Origin of the sequence: Saccharothrix sp. NRRL B-16314, from assembly GCF_000716595.1 — a bacterium.
GTDB lineage: Bacteria > Actinomycetota > Actinomycetes > Mycobacteriales > Pseudonocardiaceae > Actinosynnema.
Genome location: NZ_JNXC01000047.1, coordinates 13,663 through 28,790, shown reverse-complemented (window position 1 = coordinate 28,790; position 15,128 = coordinate 13,663). Strand labels below are relative to the sequence as shown.

Sequence of the window (15,128 nt, the reverse complement as noted above, 5' to 3'; positions counted from 1 at the left end):
CAAGTCACTGGCACGCTAGTGCGGTGACTTGTCCGTCGCAAGGCACTACGGTCGGAACCGTGAACAGAGACCGCTTCACGGCCATGGCGTGCTCCGTGGCGCGCACGGCGGGCCTCGTCGGCGACCCGTGGACCCTGCTGGTGCTCCGCGACCTGTTCCTGGGTCTGACCCGCTTCGACGAACTCCACCGCGACCTCGGGGTGGCCACGAACGTCCTGACCGACCGCCTCGAGCGGTTGGTGGCGGGCGGTCTGGTCTCGCGCACGCCGTACCAGCACAACCCCGTGCGCTACCAGTACCGGCTCACGGGGCCGGGGGAGCAGCTCTACGGGATCGTCCTCAGCCTGCTCGCCTGGGGCGACACCCACTTGGCGGACGAGGGCGCGCCCCTTCGCCTGGTGCACACCACGTGCGGCTCGCCGACCACGCCGGTGGTGACGTGCGACCACTGCGGCGGCGAACTCGCGGTCGACGACGTGGAGGTGAAACCCGGTCCCGGCGGCAAGGCCGCGCCGGGCACGGCGGTGATCGCGGAAATGCTCACCGGCAACGCGAGCTGAACCGGAGCACGGCACCCCGCACCCGCCGGCAGGTCCCCACACCGGCAGGTGTGCTGGGTCACGTCCGCCGAGGTCTCCGCGAACGCCTCATATGCTGGGTGTGACGTTCCGGCTGGGGGAGGCAGTGGCAGTGCGATACGTGGCCATCGGCGACAGCTTCACCGAAGGGGTCGGCGACGAACGTCCCGACGGCTCGCCCAGGGGGTGGGCCGACCTGGTGGCGGCGGGGCTCGCCGTCGCCCTCGGGGAAGCGGTCCACTACGCGAACCTGGCCGTCCGGGGCCGCCTGCTCGAACCCATCGCCACCACCCAGCTGGACGCGGCGCTGGCCCTGTCGCCGGCGCCGACGCTGCTCACCCTCAACGGCGGCGGCAACGACATGATGCGGCCCGGGGTCGACCTGGACCGGCTGGTCGACCTGACCGAACGGGCGGTGCGGCGTTGTGCGTCGGCCGGGGTGCGGTTGGTGCTGCTCAGCGGGGCCGACCCGTCGCAGCGGCTGCCCTTCGGCCGCACGATCCACCGCCGCGGCGAAGTGCTCACCGCGGCGATCGACCGGCTGGCCGCCCGGCACGACGTGCTGTTCGTTGACGCGTTCAACGACGTCGAGGTCCGTCGGGCCGAGTACTGGTCGCCCGACCGGCTGCACCTCAACGCCGCCGGCCACCAGCGGGTCGCGTCCCTCGTCCTGAAGGCCCTCGGGCACATCACCGAGGCGCACGCCGTCGACCCGGGTCCGGCCGCCCGCCGCAGCCTGCGCGTCGAGACCCGGTACTACCGGGAACACGTCGTGCCCTGGGTGCATCGCCGGATTCGCGGCATCTCGTCCGGAGACGACGTGACCGGCAAGCACGCCGACTGGGTTGCGGTCGAGGCCAACCCGCGCGTCTGAACCCGCCGCCCGTCGCCGGCCCGGGTCCGTGCCTTGTGCGCGTCGTCACGCGTCTACGGTCACCTACCGGGTCGAGGACTCGGCCCGGCCCGCTGCGCGATGTCGAGGCGGAAAGGTGGAACGGCACTGAACGTCATCGTCATCGGCGGCGGCCAAGCGGGGCTCGCCGCGGGCTACTACCTCCGTCGCGCCGGGGTGGACTTCACCATCCTGGACGCCCAACCCGAACCGGGCGGCGCGTGGCTGCGCGGCTGGGACTCGCTGCGCCTGTTCTCCCCGGCCCGGCACAGCTCGCTGCCGGGGTGGCCGATGCCCCGCTTCCCGCACGAGGGTTACCCGACCGCCGACCACGTCGTGGACTACCTGGCCGCCTACGAGAAGCGGTACGAGCTGCCGGTCGAGCGCTCGGTCCGCGTCCGCTCGGTGCGGCGCGTCGCCGGCGGCTACGACGTGGACGGCCGGTTCGCCGACGCCGTGATCAGCGCCACCGGCACCTGGTGGCGGCCGTTCATCCCCGCCGCCGCCCGTGGTCTGCCCGGCCGCCAACTGCACACCGTCCACTACCGCGACCCGCGGGAACTGGCCGGGCAACGGGTCGTCGTGGTCGGCGGCGGCAACTCCGGCGCCCAGATCGCCGCAGACCTGGTCGGGCACGTCGACCTGACCTGGATCACCCGCCGCCCGCCCCGCTACCTGCCCGACGAGATCGACGGCAAGGCCCTGTTCGACATCGCCACCAACCGGCCCGGCGGCGTCGGCGCGCTGGGCGACATCGTCGCCGTCCCACCCGTGCGCGACGCCCGTGACCGGGGCCTGCTCGAAGCCCGACCGATGGACCGCCGGCTGGTGGCCGAAGCCGACACGGTCATCTGGTGCACGGGTTTCCGCCCCGCCCTCGGCCACCTCTCACCCCTGAACCTGCGCGACCGCAACGGCCACGTCAGCGCCGGACAAGGCCTGCACCTGCTCGGCTACGGCGACTGGACCGGTCCCGCCTCGGCCACGCTGATCGGCGTCGGCCCCACCGCCCGTGCCGCGGTCGCGGAGCTCGTCCGTACGTGACGGGACGCCGGCGGTTGTTCTCCGGCGTGGGCGGCGATCAACCCCTCCATCACCTCGACGGGGAGTGACGGGTTGGCGGCTGCGGGTTCGGCCAGGCTCGGGTCTTGCAGGAGTCCGACCAGGACGTCGGTCGGCAGGTTCGGGTGCTCGGCGGCCGAGCGTCGCGCGTCGTCGTCTTCGAGGCAGAGCAACAGGGTCTCCGCGCGGGTGTTCGGGTGTTCGGCGATCGCGCGGTACGTCCGGCGCGCGGTGGCGTTGCGCGCCATGTGGTGCAGCAGCTCGGGGGAGCAGTGGGGATTCGTCGCGATCCTGCGGAACAGGCTCGGCCCGTGCCGCGAGGCGAGTGCCCGCAGCCGGTCGGCCGACAAGGCGGGGTGCTGCGCGATCCCTTTGGCGACGCGGATGTCGTCGTCCTCCACGAGCAGTTCGAAGACGTCCGCGGGCAGCGCGGTGCGCTGGGCGACCAGCATGCGGAACCGTGCGGAAGGTGACGCCGCGAGAAGGCGCAGTTCCCCGTCGGTCGCACCCATGACGCGGGGCAGCAGGGTCGGCCCGATCCGGATCGACTCGGCCAGGCGCGTGAGCAGGTCCAGCGGGACGGACGGGTTGTGCGCCACGCTGCGCCGCACGTCCGCGGACTCGTCGTCGGCCAGTTCGCGCAGGATCGACTCGGCCACCACGGCGGGGTTCGCGGCCAGGTCCGCACGGACACCGGGGATCGGATCGGCCGCCAGCCGCTCCTGCACCACCCGAGGCAGGTCCGGCCGACCGGCGATCACCCACCGGACCAGCGCGTGGCCGTGTTCCATCAGGGCGATCACCTCGTCCACCGGTGTGGTCGAATCAGCTGCCTGCCTGACGTCCGGCTGGTCGTGGCAGTCGGTGTCGTCGTGCGGCAGTGCCGCCGGCGGGGCGGGCAGGCGCGCGTGCAGGTGGCCGGGCAAAGCCGGGTTCGCCGCCAGGCCGCGCAGGACGGCTCGGACATGCTCGTCCACTCAGCACTCCGATAGTCGGTTGGGCCCCTGGGGAAGGTGCGGGGCGGTCGGATCAGAAGTGCGTGGCGATGCCGAACGCTTCGCGAAGCCGGGCCATGTCGTGGCGATCCCGGTCGGTGGGCTCGTAGCCCTGGTGGAAGTGAACCTGCTGTGCGGCGGACAGGCACGGAACGGTCGTGTGCCGGATCGTGCCGGTGACGAAGCACGCTGCCGGGTAGGCGTAAGGGAGTCCTGGTTCCAGCGACTCCTGGGTGGCACTCCCGTCGGGAGCGAAGACCAGGGGGTGCAGGTCGATCTCGCGCCCTCCCGCGTCCGTGACGACGAAACGCACGGGTCGCCAGTCGAGGGATTCGGCGAAGCCTGCTTCGCCGAGCGCCGCGACGACGGCCGGTTCCTGTTCGTGGCGGTGCATGAGGTCCAGGTCCCGGTGCGGGCGGGTCCGCCTCCCCAGCAGGGCGTCGATGCCCCAGCCACCACCGATCCAGACGTCGCAGCCGGCCTTCCGCAGCACGTTCAGGATCTCCAGCACGTCATCGCCGGTCACAACAGTCGTCCCTTCGCCCGGAACGGGAAGGCTACGAGGTGTCGTCGTGCCGCGCACGGTCTTTTCCGCCGTGATCGAATGACCGGATCGGACCGGAACGGTCGGGCCGGACGGGGGTGCCGTCGACCAGAGTCGACGTCGAAGGAGGACCTGTGATCCTGGCGCTCAACCGGCTCGTCGACCTCGTCGACGAGCACCTCACCGAGGAACTCGACGTCGGCGGCCTGGCCAGGGAACTCGGCACGACCGAGTACCACCTGCGCCGGATGTTCTCGTCGCTGGCGGGCATGCCGCTGTCGGAGTACGTGCGCCGGCGCCGCATGACCGTCGCCGCCGCCGACGTGGTCCGGGGCGAGGACGACCTGCTCGGCATCGCCGTCCGGCACGGCTACGGCTCGACCGAGGCGTTCGGACGCGCGTTCCGGGCCGTCCACGGCGCCGGCCCCGGTGAGGTCCGCCGAGACGGAGGTCCCCTTCGCACACAACCACAGCTCAGGTTCCGCCTGACCGTCGAAGGGAACATCCCCATGGACACCCGCATCGTCGACCGCCCCGCGTTCCGGCTGGTCGGACACGCGGCCCGGGTCCCGCTCATCCACCAGGGCGTCAACCCGCACATCCAGCAGCACATCACCGCACTACCGCAGGAGGCGCACGTCCGGCTGAAGGCCCTCGGCGACACCGAACCGGGAGGTCTCCTGCAGGTCTGCGACGACCTCGACCCCGACAGCACCGAGGGCAGCGAGTTGACCTACCTGCACGGCGTCGCCGTGCGAGGTGGCACGCCGGCGCCGGACGACCTCGACGCCATCGAGGTTCCGGCCGGGCGGTGGGCGGTCTTCCACACCGCCGGACCGCACCCCGAGGCCTTGCAGACGACCTGGGCCGCCACCGCCACCGACTGGTTCCCCGCCAACCCGTGGCGACTGCGCCCCGGACCGTCGATCGTCGCGGTCCTCGACTGCGCGGACGACTTCAGCACCGCGACCTGCGAGCTGTGGCTCCCCGTCGAACCGGCGTGACCGCCCTGGCGGTGACCCGGACAACCTGAGAGGCCGATCGGCTCCCGGTCACCGGACCGGGGGCCGACCGGTGCGCCGCTAGGCTGGTCGCCCTGACCCGCCGACGCGCGAGGAGCGGCAGTGACCGGAACGTGGGTGCCCGCCGGAGTCGACATCACGAAGCCGTCCGCGGCGCGGGTGTACGACTGCTTGCTCGGTGGCGGCCACAACTTCCCCGCCGACCGGCACGTGGCCGACTTCATCGTCACCAGGCTGCCGTGGGCGCGGGAGATCGCCGGTTCGAACCGCGCGTTCCTGCGCCGCGCGGTGCTGTTCATGGCGGAGCAGGGCATCACCCGGTACCTCGACCTAGGGTCCGGCATCCCCACCGTCGGCAACGTGCACGAGATCGCCCAACGCGCCTACCCCGACAGTCGCGTGGTGTACGTCGACTACGAACCCGTTGCCGTGGCCCACAGCGAACTGCTGCTGAGCGACAACGATCGCGCGGCGGTCGTGCGGGCCGACCTCACCGACGCCGACGGCGTGCTGTCCGCCGACGCGGTGCGCGACCTGTTCGACACCGGCGAGCCGATCGGGTTGTTAATGGTCGCGGTGCACCACTTCGTGCCCGACGAGAAGGACCCGGCGGCTCTCGTGGCCCGCTACCGCGACGCCCTTCCTCCGGGCAGCCACGTGGCGATCTCCCACCTCACCGCGGACCACGACCCCGACGGCATGGCCGCGGTGACCAGGTCGATGGCCGACGGCCCCGACCCCATGTACTTCCGCACCTTCGACCGCGTCGCCGAGTTGTTCGACGGCATGGACCTGGTCGAACCCGGCCTGGTCGACGCGCCGCGCTGGCGGCCCGAGCCCGGCATCACCGGTGCGGGCCTCGTCCGGGGCGTCTACGCCGGCGTCGCGCGCGTTCGCGGGGGTGCGGCCGGACCCGGGTGACTCCCGGGAACCCGTGCCGTGGAGGACCGCCGCAGGTCCGGGCCGGGAGGGCGCGGCTGTGCCATGATCTGGCCGTGGGGGACTCCTTCAAGGTCGAGCCGCAGGCCGTGGCCCTGCTGGGCGGCCTCGTGCAGCGCCAGGGCGTCGGCATCGCCGCGCACCTCAAGGCGCTGGAGCACAACCAGGTCGACGACATCGGCCAGGGTGTGTTCCAGGAGATCACCGGCCACCTGGCGACCCTGCGCTCCTACGCGCAGGACAACACCCGGCGTGCGCTCAGCCTCGCGGGGTCGTCGGCGGTCGAGCTGACCAGGGCGGCCGAGTTCTACCGCACCACGGACCGCGGTGAGGCCGACCGGCTGGACAACGCGTACCCGACGGTCCCGACGTACCCGAGGAACGTCGAGGCGGGCGCCCTGCCGGCGGGCGTCGCGTCGAGCAGCTTCACCGACGTGGTCGAGACGAGGTACTACAACGGCCCCGGTGAGACGAGCCTCGAGAACGAGGTGATCCGGGACAAGTGGCCGATGGGGCTGGAGGACAAGCTCGCCAAGTGGCTCGAACCCGGCGACCTCGGCTCGGTGGCCGCGACGGCGGACAAGATCGCGGAGAAGATCCTCGGCTGGAGCCCGCTGGGGCGCATCACCGAGGTGTACAGCGGCGACTGGAACGGCATCTACCGGGAGAGCGTCGTCATCGCCGACACCGGCACCGCGTTCGACGGCATCACCCAGAACCTCCAGCGCGGCCGTTACGCCATCCAGGACGCCTGGGACGGCAACGCGGCGGCGGCGGCCGAGCGGTGGCTCGACCAGTTCGCGCTCGGTTGCGCGGAGCACGCGAAGTACTGCCACGACGTCGCCGAGAAGGTGTCGCTGCTCGCCGAGGCCGCGTTCCACCTGTACCAGACGATCGGCTTCCTGCTGGAGACGCTGATCGACGCCATCGTCGCGCTCCTCACCGCGATGAAGGGCAAGCCGGTGCTCAAGTTCATCGGCACCATCGCCGACGTCGCGACCGGTGGCGCCGCGAAGTTCATCGGCTCGATCATCGGCATCGGCAACCAGATCCAGTCCGCGGTCGACCAGCTCTGGGCGATCGCCCACGGTTTCGCCGCCGTCGTGCAGCTGGTACGCGCGGAGGGCGACGGTGTGCGCGCGATCTGGCCGTGGTCCCACTTCGACCACCCGGGGGCGTGATGACGAACCCGTTCGCGACCGCCGAGGGCGAGCAGGCGCAGCGGAACCTGTTCCGCGCGCTGGCCGCGGCGGACGACGGCGCGATGGCCGACTTCGCGAAGGAGGTCGTCGCCGGCCGCCGTTCGCCGCGCGACCTGCTCGCCCGGGGTTGGGCGGTGGAGTCGGTGATGGACGAGACCCTTGCCGCGGTCGACAGGTTCCACCGGCTGCCGGAGACCGAGCGCACCATGCTGGTCGCGGAGGGGCCCGCGTTCCTCGACGAGTACGTCGCCGGGCTCGCCGGCGTGGACGTCGAGGCCGAGCTGAGGCCTCCGCCTGCGCCGTCCAGGCCGGTGCGGGGCGATGACGACGACGAGCAGGGGCCGTCGTTGCTCAGGGACGCGTGGTAGCCCGCGCTTCGCGCTCGGTGTCCTGATCGCGGTCGACGGCTTCGGGACGCGACTCAGGCGTCCCGGCTCTTGTCCCGGACCTCGGGGAGTTCCCGGAAGCCGGCCGACCTGTAGGTGGCGACGGCGCCGACGTTCGAGCTGGGGGTGCAGACCATCGCGCTCGACGAGCCCAGGTCCCGGAGCGCCGCCGCCGCGGCGACCGTGATCGCCTTGCCGTAACCGTGACCGCGGTGTTCCCGGTGCACGCCCATCGGTTCGAGCAACCCGGGTTTCCCCGGACCGGCCGACCACACCGTCACCGCCGCCACCGCGTCACCCCGGTCGTCGTACGCGACCAGGCACCGGGCGTCGGCGTACGGCGATCCGGCCGCCATCGCGTGCCACGCCTCGTCCGTGAACGTCGACCCCTCGAACGCCGCCCGCTGGACGGCGGTCCGCACGGGCACCTGGTCCGGTCCGACGACCTCGATCCGCACGCCGGGATCTTCCACCGGCTCCGCGAGGTCGCGGCGCAGTGGTGTCCACGGCTCGTCGGTGCGCCAACCCTTCTCGGACAGGAGGTCCTGGACCAGCGCGCCCATCGGTGCTTCGACGGACACCCCGCCCTCCGGCAGAACGCCGCGCTCCGGTTCGGCAACGTCGTCGGCCAGCTGCTCCGCCAGCTCTTCGTCCCCCTGGGCGTCGGACGCGATCGTCAGCCGCACCAGACCGGGACCGTCCAGCAGCCCGACCGCGAGCACCCGCCCGTCCCGGCTCCAGGTCCGGACCGCGGCGGCCGTCGCCTCCGCGCCGAAGCGCCAGAACCAGCCCAGGTCACCGGGGTGCAGTTGCAGCGGAGCACCGTCGTCCTGCCAGTCCCGCAGCACGGCGACGGCCTCGTCCAACCCGTCGACCCCGGGCATGTCCAGCACGATCGCCATACCCCTGATCACACACCACCGCGCGGGCCGCCCGCACCCGGTTTTCGGCCGGGATGACGGTGTGACACCACCCGATCGAGGCGGGTGGAGACCCGTTCGGATGTTGTCCCGCCCGTTCCCGGGGCTCCATTCTTTGTGCCGTCCGCGTCAACCGAACGCACACGGAGGGTTCGTGCCGGTCAACGACCTGCTGATGGCAAAGATCAACCACGGCTTCGCCCACTTGGACGTCGACGGGGACGGGTTGCTCACCGAGCAGGACCACGTCCTGATGGGCCGGAGGGCCGCCGCTTCCCTCGGTCACGCCCCGAGTTCACCGGAGGAGCAGCGCATCGTCGACGCCTACCTGCGGATCTGGCACGAGCTGCACCTGCCGCACATCCCCGGTGGCGGCACGGTGATCTCGCGCGAGCAGTTCGTCGCCTCGACGGGGTCACTCGCCGACGACCCGCACGCCGCGCGGGCCAGCGTCGGCGCGCTGGCCGAGGCGTTCCTCGCCATCGCGGACACCGACGCCGACGGTCACGTGAGCCCCACCGAGTACCTGGCGTTCCAGCGCGGGCACTTCCCCGGCCTGACCGAAGTGGAGGCCGCCGAGGCGTTCGAGCACCTCGACGCGGACGGCGACGGCTACCTCACCGGCGAGGAGTTCACGCGTGCGTGCGTGGAGTTCTGGTCCAGCACCGACCCGGACGCCCCGGGCAACTGGTGGATGGGTCGTCCCGTCGCCTGATCGGTCCGCGCCGGCTCGACGTCCGCCGGTCGGCACAAGACCCGCGGTGCCACCGTCGCCGATGAGGCTGGGTGGACCGCGGGTCTTGTGATGTCAGGTGAACTCCCTACCGGGCCCCGTCCGGGAACGCCGACACGACGCCCTGATCCGACGTCCGCCGCTCCACGTCAGCCGGTCAGCTCGTCAGCCGGAACGTGGAGTCCGCCCGACCCGCCGAGTCGGTGATCGGGTCGAGCCTCAACTGGTAGGCGTAGTGCCGGATGTACCGGTCCGGGTGGTTGTAGGACCGGAACGACGACCACGACGACGACGCCAACCCCGCCACCTGGTGGAAGCTCGAGTCGGCCCGGAACGTCGCGGTGCCGTCGTCCGCCACGAGCTGGAAGTCGAACCCGTAGTGCCGCAGGTAGTAGCCGGGGTAGTTGACCGACTGGAAGGACACGGTCCCGCTGCCGGCGAGACCGGGCACGACCCGGAACTGGGAGTCCTGCACGGGTGACACGTTCGGGTCGATGCGCACGTCGTAGTCGGCGTGGCGCACGTACCGGTCCTGGAAGTTGTAGGACTGGATCCGGTTGACCGGGGCGCTGGTGCCCCACTTGCCGAGGACGCGGGTCTCCTCGGCGGCGGTGAGGTTGAGGATCGAGCCGTGCCGCTTGCGGGTGCCGCCGAGCGCGTAGTCGGTGACGGTGCGGAAGTTGCGGGTGCTGCCGAGGTTGGTGGACGCGATCGGCATGTACCCGCGGCCGGTGGCGTACTGGTCCAGCCACAGCGCCCACTCGGTGCGGCCGTTGAACTGCATCCACATCGGGCCTTCGACCACGTTGCCGCCGGTGGCGCCGTTGGAGATGCCCATGTGCGACAGGTCGCCGATCCTGGTCCACGACCCGCGGATGGAGTTGCTGCCCTCGACGGTGATCTGGCCGTCGGCGGACGCGCGGTAGTAGCGGTAGCCGCCGACGCTGGTCGGCGACTCGACGATCTGGGTGTCGATGATGCCCTGGCCCGCGCCGCGGTCGATGTAGAGCTGCGGCGCCGTCACGGTCCGGAAGTCGCTGGTCCGCACGTAGTAGATGCGGTGCTTCTTCACGCCGTTGAGCGTCGCGTTCGTCGCCCAGTAGACGACGTAGTCGCCGGAGGACGGGTCGTAGATCGCCTCCGGCGCCCAGGCGTCGCCCGCGCCGCTGATCGCACCCGCCACGTTCACCAGCCTGGGCGTCGACCAGTTCACCAGGTCGGTCGACTCCCAGACGACCAGCGACGTGCTGCCGCGGTTGGCGGCGTCGGACCACGACGTCCCGCTGGCGATGCGCAGGTCGGTGGCGATGATCCAGTACCGGTCGCCGGCGGGGGAGCGGACGAGCGCGGGGTCGCGCACGCCGCGCGTGCCGACGGTCGACAGCAGCACCGGGGCGCCGTTGTTGAGATCGGTCCAGTGCAGGCCGTCACGGCTGTGCGCGAGGTAGATCTGCTCGCCGGTCGAGTGCTCGCCGGTGAAGTGCGCCATCAGGTAGCCGGTGAACGGCTCCAGCGCCTCGGCCCGCCGTTCGGTCGTCGCGGACCAGGACGTGAACAGCAGGGCGACGGCGGCGAGCAGCGCGCCGGCCCTGGTCAGTGCTCGGTGCATGGGTGATCTCCCTTGATCACGGGGTGGGGACGATCGGGTTGATGGTGCCGTCGGAGCCGAACGTCAGGCGGTCGACGGTGACCTCCCGGTTGGTGCCGTTGCCCCCGGGCACGGCGAAGCGGTGGTAGGCCGCGTACCAGGTGTCCGTGCCGGGCGCGCGGACGACGGAGTGGTGGCCGGGCCCCTTGATCCCCGCGTCCAGCCGCTTCTGCAGGACCACGCCGCGCTTGGTCCACGGGCCGAGCGGTGACGGACCGGTCGCGTAGGCGACCTGGTAGTCCTCGTCGCGGGTGTCGTTCTCCGACCACATGAAGTAGTAGGTGCCGTTGCGCTTGAGCACGAACGCCGCCTCGCGGAAGCCGGTGGTCGTGATGGTGCGCACCTTCGCCGGGTCGAACGACGTCATGTCGGCGTTGAGCGGGACGACGTACGCCGCTCCGTTGCCCCAGTACAGGTAGGACTGGCCGTCGTCGTCGGTGAACACCATCGGGTCGATGGCCTGCCCGGGGTAGGCGCCGGCCCGGACCAACGGCCGGCCGAGGGCGTCGCGGAACGGCCCGGTGGGGGAGTCGGACACCGCGACTCCCAGGTGCTTGCCCGTGTCGCCGGAGGCCGCGCCGCCGCTGAAGTACAGGTAGTAGCGCCCGTTCTTGGCCACCACGGCCGGTGCCCAGGCCGAGTTGTCGGCCCACGACACGTCCGGTCCGTGGTCGAGGATCACGCCGTGGTCGGTCCAGTTGACCAGGTCGGTGGAGGAGAACGCCTTGTAGTAGGGCGACGCCCAGCTCGCGTAGCCGTCGGTGGTGGGGTAGAGGTAGTAGCGGCCGTTGAAGTTCGTGATGTGCGGATCGGCGTACAGACCGGGGATCACGGGGCCCTTGGTGGACTTCGGCGTCCACGGCGCGGTGAGCCGGAACGAGCTGTCGGCCCGGAACCCGGCGGTGTCCTGGTACGTGTCGATCCACAACCCGAAGTCCCGGTGCCGCACCCGGCGGTCGGGGTAGTTGAACGGCGCCAGGGACACCGTGCCGGTCGCGGACCCGTCCACGGCGCAGAACGTGGCGTCCGTGCGGAACTGCGCCGTGCCCGCGTTCGCTTCCACCCCCACGCGCCAGTCCTCGTGCCGCAGGAACATCCCGTTGGCCGCCTGGAACGAGTAGCACGACGGTGACGCGAGCCCGGAGGTCACGGTGAACGTCGCGTCCTGCTTGGTCTGCGCCGTGCTGCCGGACGTCACGGGATCGAGCCGGCCCAGGTAGTCGAAGTGGCGGATGAACCGGCCGGGGTAGTTCACCGCCTCCAGCGACCGCGCCCCGGTCGGCATCGTGGCGGCCGACGCGGGAGAGGGCGGTAAGCCGAGGGCGGAGGCTAGGACGAGCAACGACAGTGCGAGGGCGCCTGTTCGTCGAGGCACGAAGAGCTCCGATCTTCTTTGGCCGGGGCGGTGTTAACGCTAACAGCATGTGCCGCGACGTCTCAAGGATTGTTTATTCGCGCATCCGCCTTCCCTGTTATCGCTAACAAGGCACGGGTCGCCCTCCGGTCCTCGTCGGTGGACGGCTTGACAGTGTTCGCGCCTCTCCGGAGAATGATGGAAAGCGCTTTCCGAGGTAGTGCGGTGCGCCGTGTCCCGTTCCCCGGCGATGAGAGGAGCACCCTCGGTGGCCTCGTCCGACACCCCGCGAGGACACCACGACCTGGGCGGAGGAGCGTTGCGCGCGCTGGGCCGGCTGTTCCGCCCGCACCGGTGGCGCCTGTGCGGTGCGGTGGGCGTCTTCGTCGTCAAGCACAGCCCGGTCTGGCTGCTGCCGCTGGTCACGGCCACGATCGTGGACACGGTGGTGCTGCGCCTGCCGCTCGCCGGGATGTGGGTCGCGACCGGTGTGATCATGCTGATCCTGGTCGTCAACTACCCGCTGCACCTGTTCTACGTCCGCCTCCTGCACGGGAGCGTGCGGCGGGCGGGCACCGAGCTGCGGTCGGCGCTGTGCACCCGGTTGCAGGAGCTGTCGATCGGCTACCACAACCGGACCAGCGCGGGCGTGCTCCAGGCGAAGGTCGTCCGCGACGTGGAGACCGTCGAGCAGATGGTGCAGCAGACGACCGACAGCGGGCTGGGCGCGGTGACCGTCCTGGTCGGCGGGTTGGCGGTCGTGGGTGTCCGGGCACCGCAGTTCCTGCCGCTGTTGTCGGTGATCGTGCCGCTGGCCTCGCTGTTGTTGCTGCGCGTGCGGTCGAGCCTGCGCGACCACAACGAGGTGTTCCGCCAGGACGTGGAGCACCTGGCCGCCCGGGTGAACGAGATGACGCAGCTCATCCCGGTCACGCGCGCGCACGGCTTGGAGGGCCACGCCCTGCGGCGGATGGACGACACGCTGCGGAGGGTGCTGTCGTCGGGGCTGCGGCTGGACCTGCTGAACGGCCGGGTGGCCTCGCTGTCGTGGGTGTTCCTCAACATCCTGGGCGTGGTCTTCCTGACCGCGTCCGCGTTGATCGCGTACTGGGGCGTCTGGGGCATCACGGCGGGCGACGTCGTCATGCTCAGCGCCTTCCTGACGACCTCCACGACCTCCCTGGCCATGCTGATGAGCCTGGCGCCGGTGATCTCCAAAGGGCTGGAGTCGGTGCGCTCGGCGAGCGAGGTGCTGCGCGCCCCCGCCTTGGAGGACAACACGGGCAAGGCCGAGGTTTCCGGGGTCCGCGGCGCGGTGGAGTTCCAGGCCGTCGGCCACGCCTACGACGAGACCCGCCGGTTGGCGGTGCGGGACTTCACCCTTTCCGTCGCACCGGGCGAGACGATTGCCCTGGTCGGACCGTCGGGGGCGGGCAAGTCCACGGTGCTCAACCTGCTCATCGGCTTCATCCGCCCCGTGTCGGGCCGAATCCTCCTGGACGGCGTGGACATGGCCGGGCTCGACCTGCGCACCTACCGGCGCTTCATCTCGGTCGTGCCGCAGGAGCCGATCCTGTTCGACGGCACCGTCCGGGAGAACGTCGCCTTCGGCATGCCTGACGCCGACGACGCCGCGATCAGGGCGGCACTGCGCGACGCCAACGCCCTGGACTTCGTCGACCACCTGCCGGGCGGGCTCGAAGCCCCGGTGGCGGACCGCGGCGCCCACCTGTCCGGAGGCCAGCGGCAGCGCCTGGTCATCGCCCGCGCCCTGCTGCGGGACCCCCGCCTGCTGATCCTCGACGAGGCCACCTCGGCCCTGGACACCCGGTCCGAGGCGCTGGTGCAACAGGCGTTGGCGAGGCTGGTGCGCGGGCGGACCACGTTCGTGGTCGCCCACCGACTGGCCACCATCCACAACGCCGACCGCATCGTCGTCATGCGGGACGGCGCGATCCAGGAGATCGGTCCGCACGACGAGTTGCTGCGTCGGGACGGCCCCTACGCCCGGCTGCACGCGGGCCACCCGGTCTGAGCCCGGCCGCGCCGTCCCGGGTCGGCGGCTCAGCGCCGTGATCGACGGGCGCGTTCGACCTCCGCCAGGTCGGCGGGGGTGACCAGGCGGACCTCGGCGGCCCTGCGGGCGACGGCGAAGCGCGTGTGCTGCTTGCGGGCGGCGTCCTCGGTGGTGAACGGGTTGGTGTCGGGGCCGAAGGCGACGGCGGCGATGAGGCGCAGCGCGTCGTCCACCCGCTGGGGGCGGACGAGGTTCCAGGCGTAGCCGTGCCAGGCGAGCACCCGGTCGTGGATCTCGCGGTTGGACGGCGGGCGGGGGTAGTCGTCGGCGCCGGTCAGCCAGGGCTCGCACAGCGCCAGTGCCACGTACCACTCGCGGGAGTGCCGGGGGAGCGCGGGACTCGCCGCGGTCGGGTCGCCTGACCATCCTGTGTGGACGGTGTGGGTGGTGTGGTCGAGCGGGTCGACCACGATCTCGACGTCGATGCGCAGATCGGCCCCGCTCTGCTTCCCCCGCAACAGGAGCAGCTGGTTCTCCCCGGCGTCGAGGGTGACGGTCGTGCCCTGGGACACGACCACCCGCCGCGCGCCACCGGGTGCGTCGAACAGGCTAGACAGCTGGGCCTCGCTCGCGCCCGACCAGTGCAGCGTCACCGTCTCGCCGGTCACCGCGAGGACGCCGACGAGGCGGGACACGTGTGGGGCGCAGCCCGGCAGCGACAGCGCGGGGGCGCCCGCGCCGGCGACCTGGTGCGGCGCGCGGCCGAAAGCGAGCCGCTCGCCGGGGCGCAGCACGGTGGTGGGCATGTCCGGGCCGCGCACGACGACGTGGCGCAT

15 protein-coding genes are annotated in these 15,128 nt (G+C 71.6%); 9 read left to right on the top strand and 6 right to left on the bottom strand.

What is annotated here, in order from left to right; all coding sequences use genetic code 11:
• The first annotated feature begins 59 nt into the window (after window positions 1–59).
• The 3 genes from OQ02_RS37190 (at window position 60) to OQ02_RS37180 (ending at window position 2,514) form a co-directional block, all read left to right on the top strand.
• Window positions 60–560 (top strand): winged helix-turn-helix transcriptional regulator, encoded by a 501-nt coding sequence (locus OQ02_RS37190; protein WP_156077546.1) that lies wholly within the window; start codon window positions 60–62, stop codon window positions 558–560.
• A gap of 124 nt (window positions 561–684) precedes the next feature.
• The gene (locus OQ02_RS37185) at window positions 685–1,452 is read left to right on the top strand and encodes an SGNH/GDSL hydrolase family protein (protein WP_231500396.1); all 768 of its coding nucleotides are present in this window, start codon (window positions 685–687) and stop codon (window positions 1,450–1,452) included.
• A gap of 99 nt (window positions 1,453–1,551) precedes the next feature.
• A complete protein-coding gene (locus tag OQ02_RS37180; protein WP_033443380.1) occupies window positions 1,552–2,514 on the top strand; it encodes an ArsO family NAD(P)H-dependent flavin-containing monooxygenase in 963 nt (320 codons plus the stop codon).
• Here OQ02_RS37180 and OQ02_RS37175 read toward each other — a convergent pair.
• Together OQ02_RS37175 and OQ02_RS37170 are read right to left on the bottom strand one after the other, a co-directional pair.
• Window positions 2,424–3,509 carry a variant leucine-rich repeat-containing protein gene (locus OQ02_RS37175; RefSeq protein WP_051773275.1) on the bottom strand — a complete coding sequence of 362 codons (1,086 nt, stop codon included), beginning with the start codon at window positions 3,507–3,509 and terminating at the stop codon, window positions 2,424–2,426. The two genes, OQ02_RS37180 and OQ02_RS37175, sit on opposite strands and share 91 nt — an antisense overlap.
• Before the next feature lie 52 nt (window positions 3,510–3,561).
• Entirely contained in the window at window positions 3,562–4,053 is a 492-nt protein-coding gene (locus tag OQ02_RS37170) for a nucleotidyltransferase domain-containing protein (protein ID WP_033443379.1), read from the bottom strand.
• Between the two features lie 152 nt (window positions 4,054–4,205).
• Here OQ02_RS37170 and OQ02_RS37165 point away from each other — a divergent pair, with 152 nt between their 5' ends.
• The 4 genes from OQ02_RS37165 to OQ02_RS37150 all read left to right on the top strand — a co-directional run bounded on the left by OQ02_RS37165 (window position 4,206) and on the right by OQ02_RS37150 (window position 7,602).
• Entirely contained in the window at window positions 4,206–5,075 is an 870-nt protein-coding gene (locus tag OQ02_RS37165) for an AraC family transcriptional regulator (RefSeq protein WP_033443378.1), read from the top strand.
• Between the two features lie 120 nt (window positions 5,076–5,195).
• Entirely contained in the window at window positions 5,196–6,014 is an 819-nt protein-coding gene (locus OQ02_RS37160; protein ID WP_033443377.1) for an SAM-dependent methyltransferase, read from the top strand.
• A 74-nt stretch (window positions 6,015–6,088) separates the two neighbouring features.
• Complete coding sequence (locus tag OQ02_RS37155; RefSeq protein ID WP_033443376.1) at window positions 6,089–7,213, top strand: hypothetical protein; 1,125 nt, start codon at window positions 6,089–6,091, stop codon at window positions 7,211–7,213.
• A complete protein-coding gene (locus OQ02_RS37150) occupies window positions 7,213–7,602 on the top strand; it encodes a hypothetical protein (protein ID WP_033443375.1) in 390 nt (129 codons plus the stop codon). Before OQ02_RS37155 ends, OQ02_RS37150 begins: the two co-directional genes overlap by 1 nt.
• 53 nt (window positions 7,603–7,655) lie before the next feature.
• Here OQ02_RS37150 and OQ02_RS37145 read toward each other — a convergent pair whose 3' ends face one another.
• Complete coding sequence (locus tag OQ02_RS37145) at window positions 7,656–8,522, bottom strand: GNAT family N-acetyltransferase (protein WP_033443374.1); 867 nt, start codon at window positions 8,520–8,522, stop codon at window positions 7,656–7,658.
• 172 nt (window positions 8,523–8,694) lie between these two features.
• Between OQ02_RS37145 and OQ02_RS37140 the strand changes: the two genes are divergently transcribed.
• Window positions 8,695–9,255, top strand: a complete 561-nt coding sequence (locus OQ02_RS37140) for an EF-hand domain-containing protein (RefSeq protein ID WP_197043670.1) — start codon at window positions 8,695–8,697, stop codon at window positions 9,253–9,255.
• Between the two features lie 175 nt (window positions 9,256–9,430).
• Here the strand turns inward: OQ02_RS37140 and OQ02_RS37135 are convergent, their stop codons facing one another.
• Together OQ02_RS37135 and OQ02_RS37130 are read right to left on the bottom strand one after the other, a co-directional pair.
• Window positions 9,431–10,882: a glycoside hydrolase family 43 protein gene (locus OQ02_RS37135; RefSeq protein WP_033443373.1), complete on the bottom strand. Its 1,452-nt coding sequence runs from the start codon at window positions 10,880–10,882 to the stop codon at window positions 9,431–9,433.
• Between the two features lie 16 nt (window positions 10,883–10,898).
• The gene (locus OQ02_RS37130) at window positions 10,899–12,296 is read right to left on the bottom strand and encodes a family 43 glycosylhydrolase (protein ID WP_156077545.1); all 1,398 of its coding nucleotides are present in this window, start codon (window positions 12,294–12,296) and stop codon (window positions 10,899–10,901) included.
• A 247-nt stretch (window positions 12,297–12,543) separates the two neighbouring features.
• Between OQ02_RS37130 and OQ02_RS37125 the strand changes: the two genes are divergently transcribed.
• The gene (locus OQ02_RS37125) at window positions 12,544–14,310 is read left to right on the top strand and encodes an ABC transporter ATP-binding protein (RefSeq protein ID WP_051773273.1); all 1,767 of its coding nucleotides are present in this window, start codon (window positions 12,544–12,546) and stop codon (window positions 14,308–14,310) included.
• Window positions 14,311–14,339: 29 nt separating this feature from the next.
• On the opposite strand, the gene OQ02_RS37120 is transcribed toward OQ02_RS37125, so the two are convergent.
• Entirely contained in the window at window positions 14,340–15,128 is a 789-nt protein-coding gene (locus tag OQ02_RS37120; protein WP_231500395.1) for a hypothetical protein, read from the bottom strand.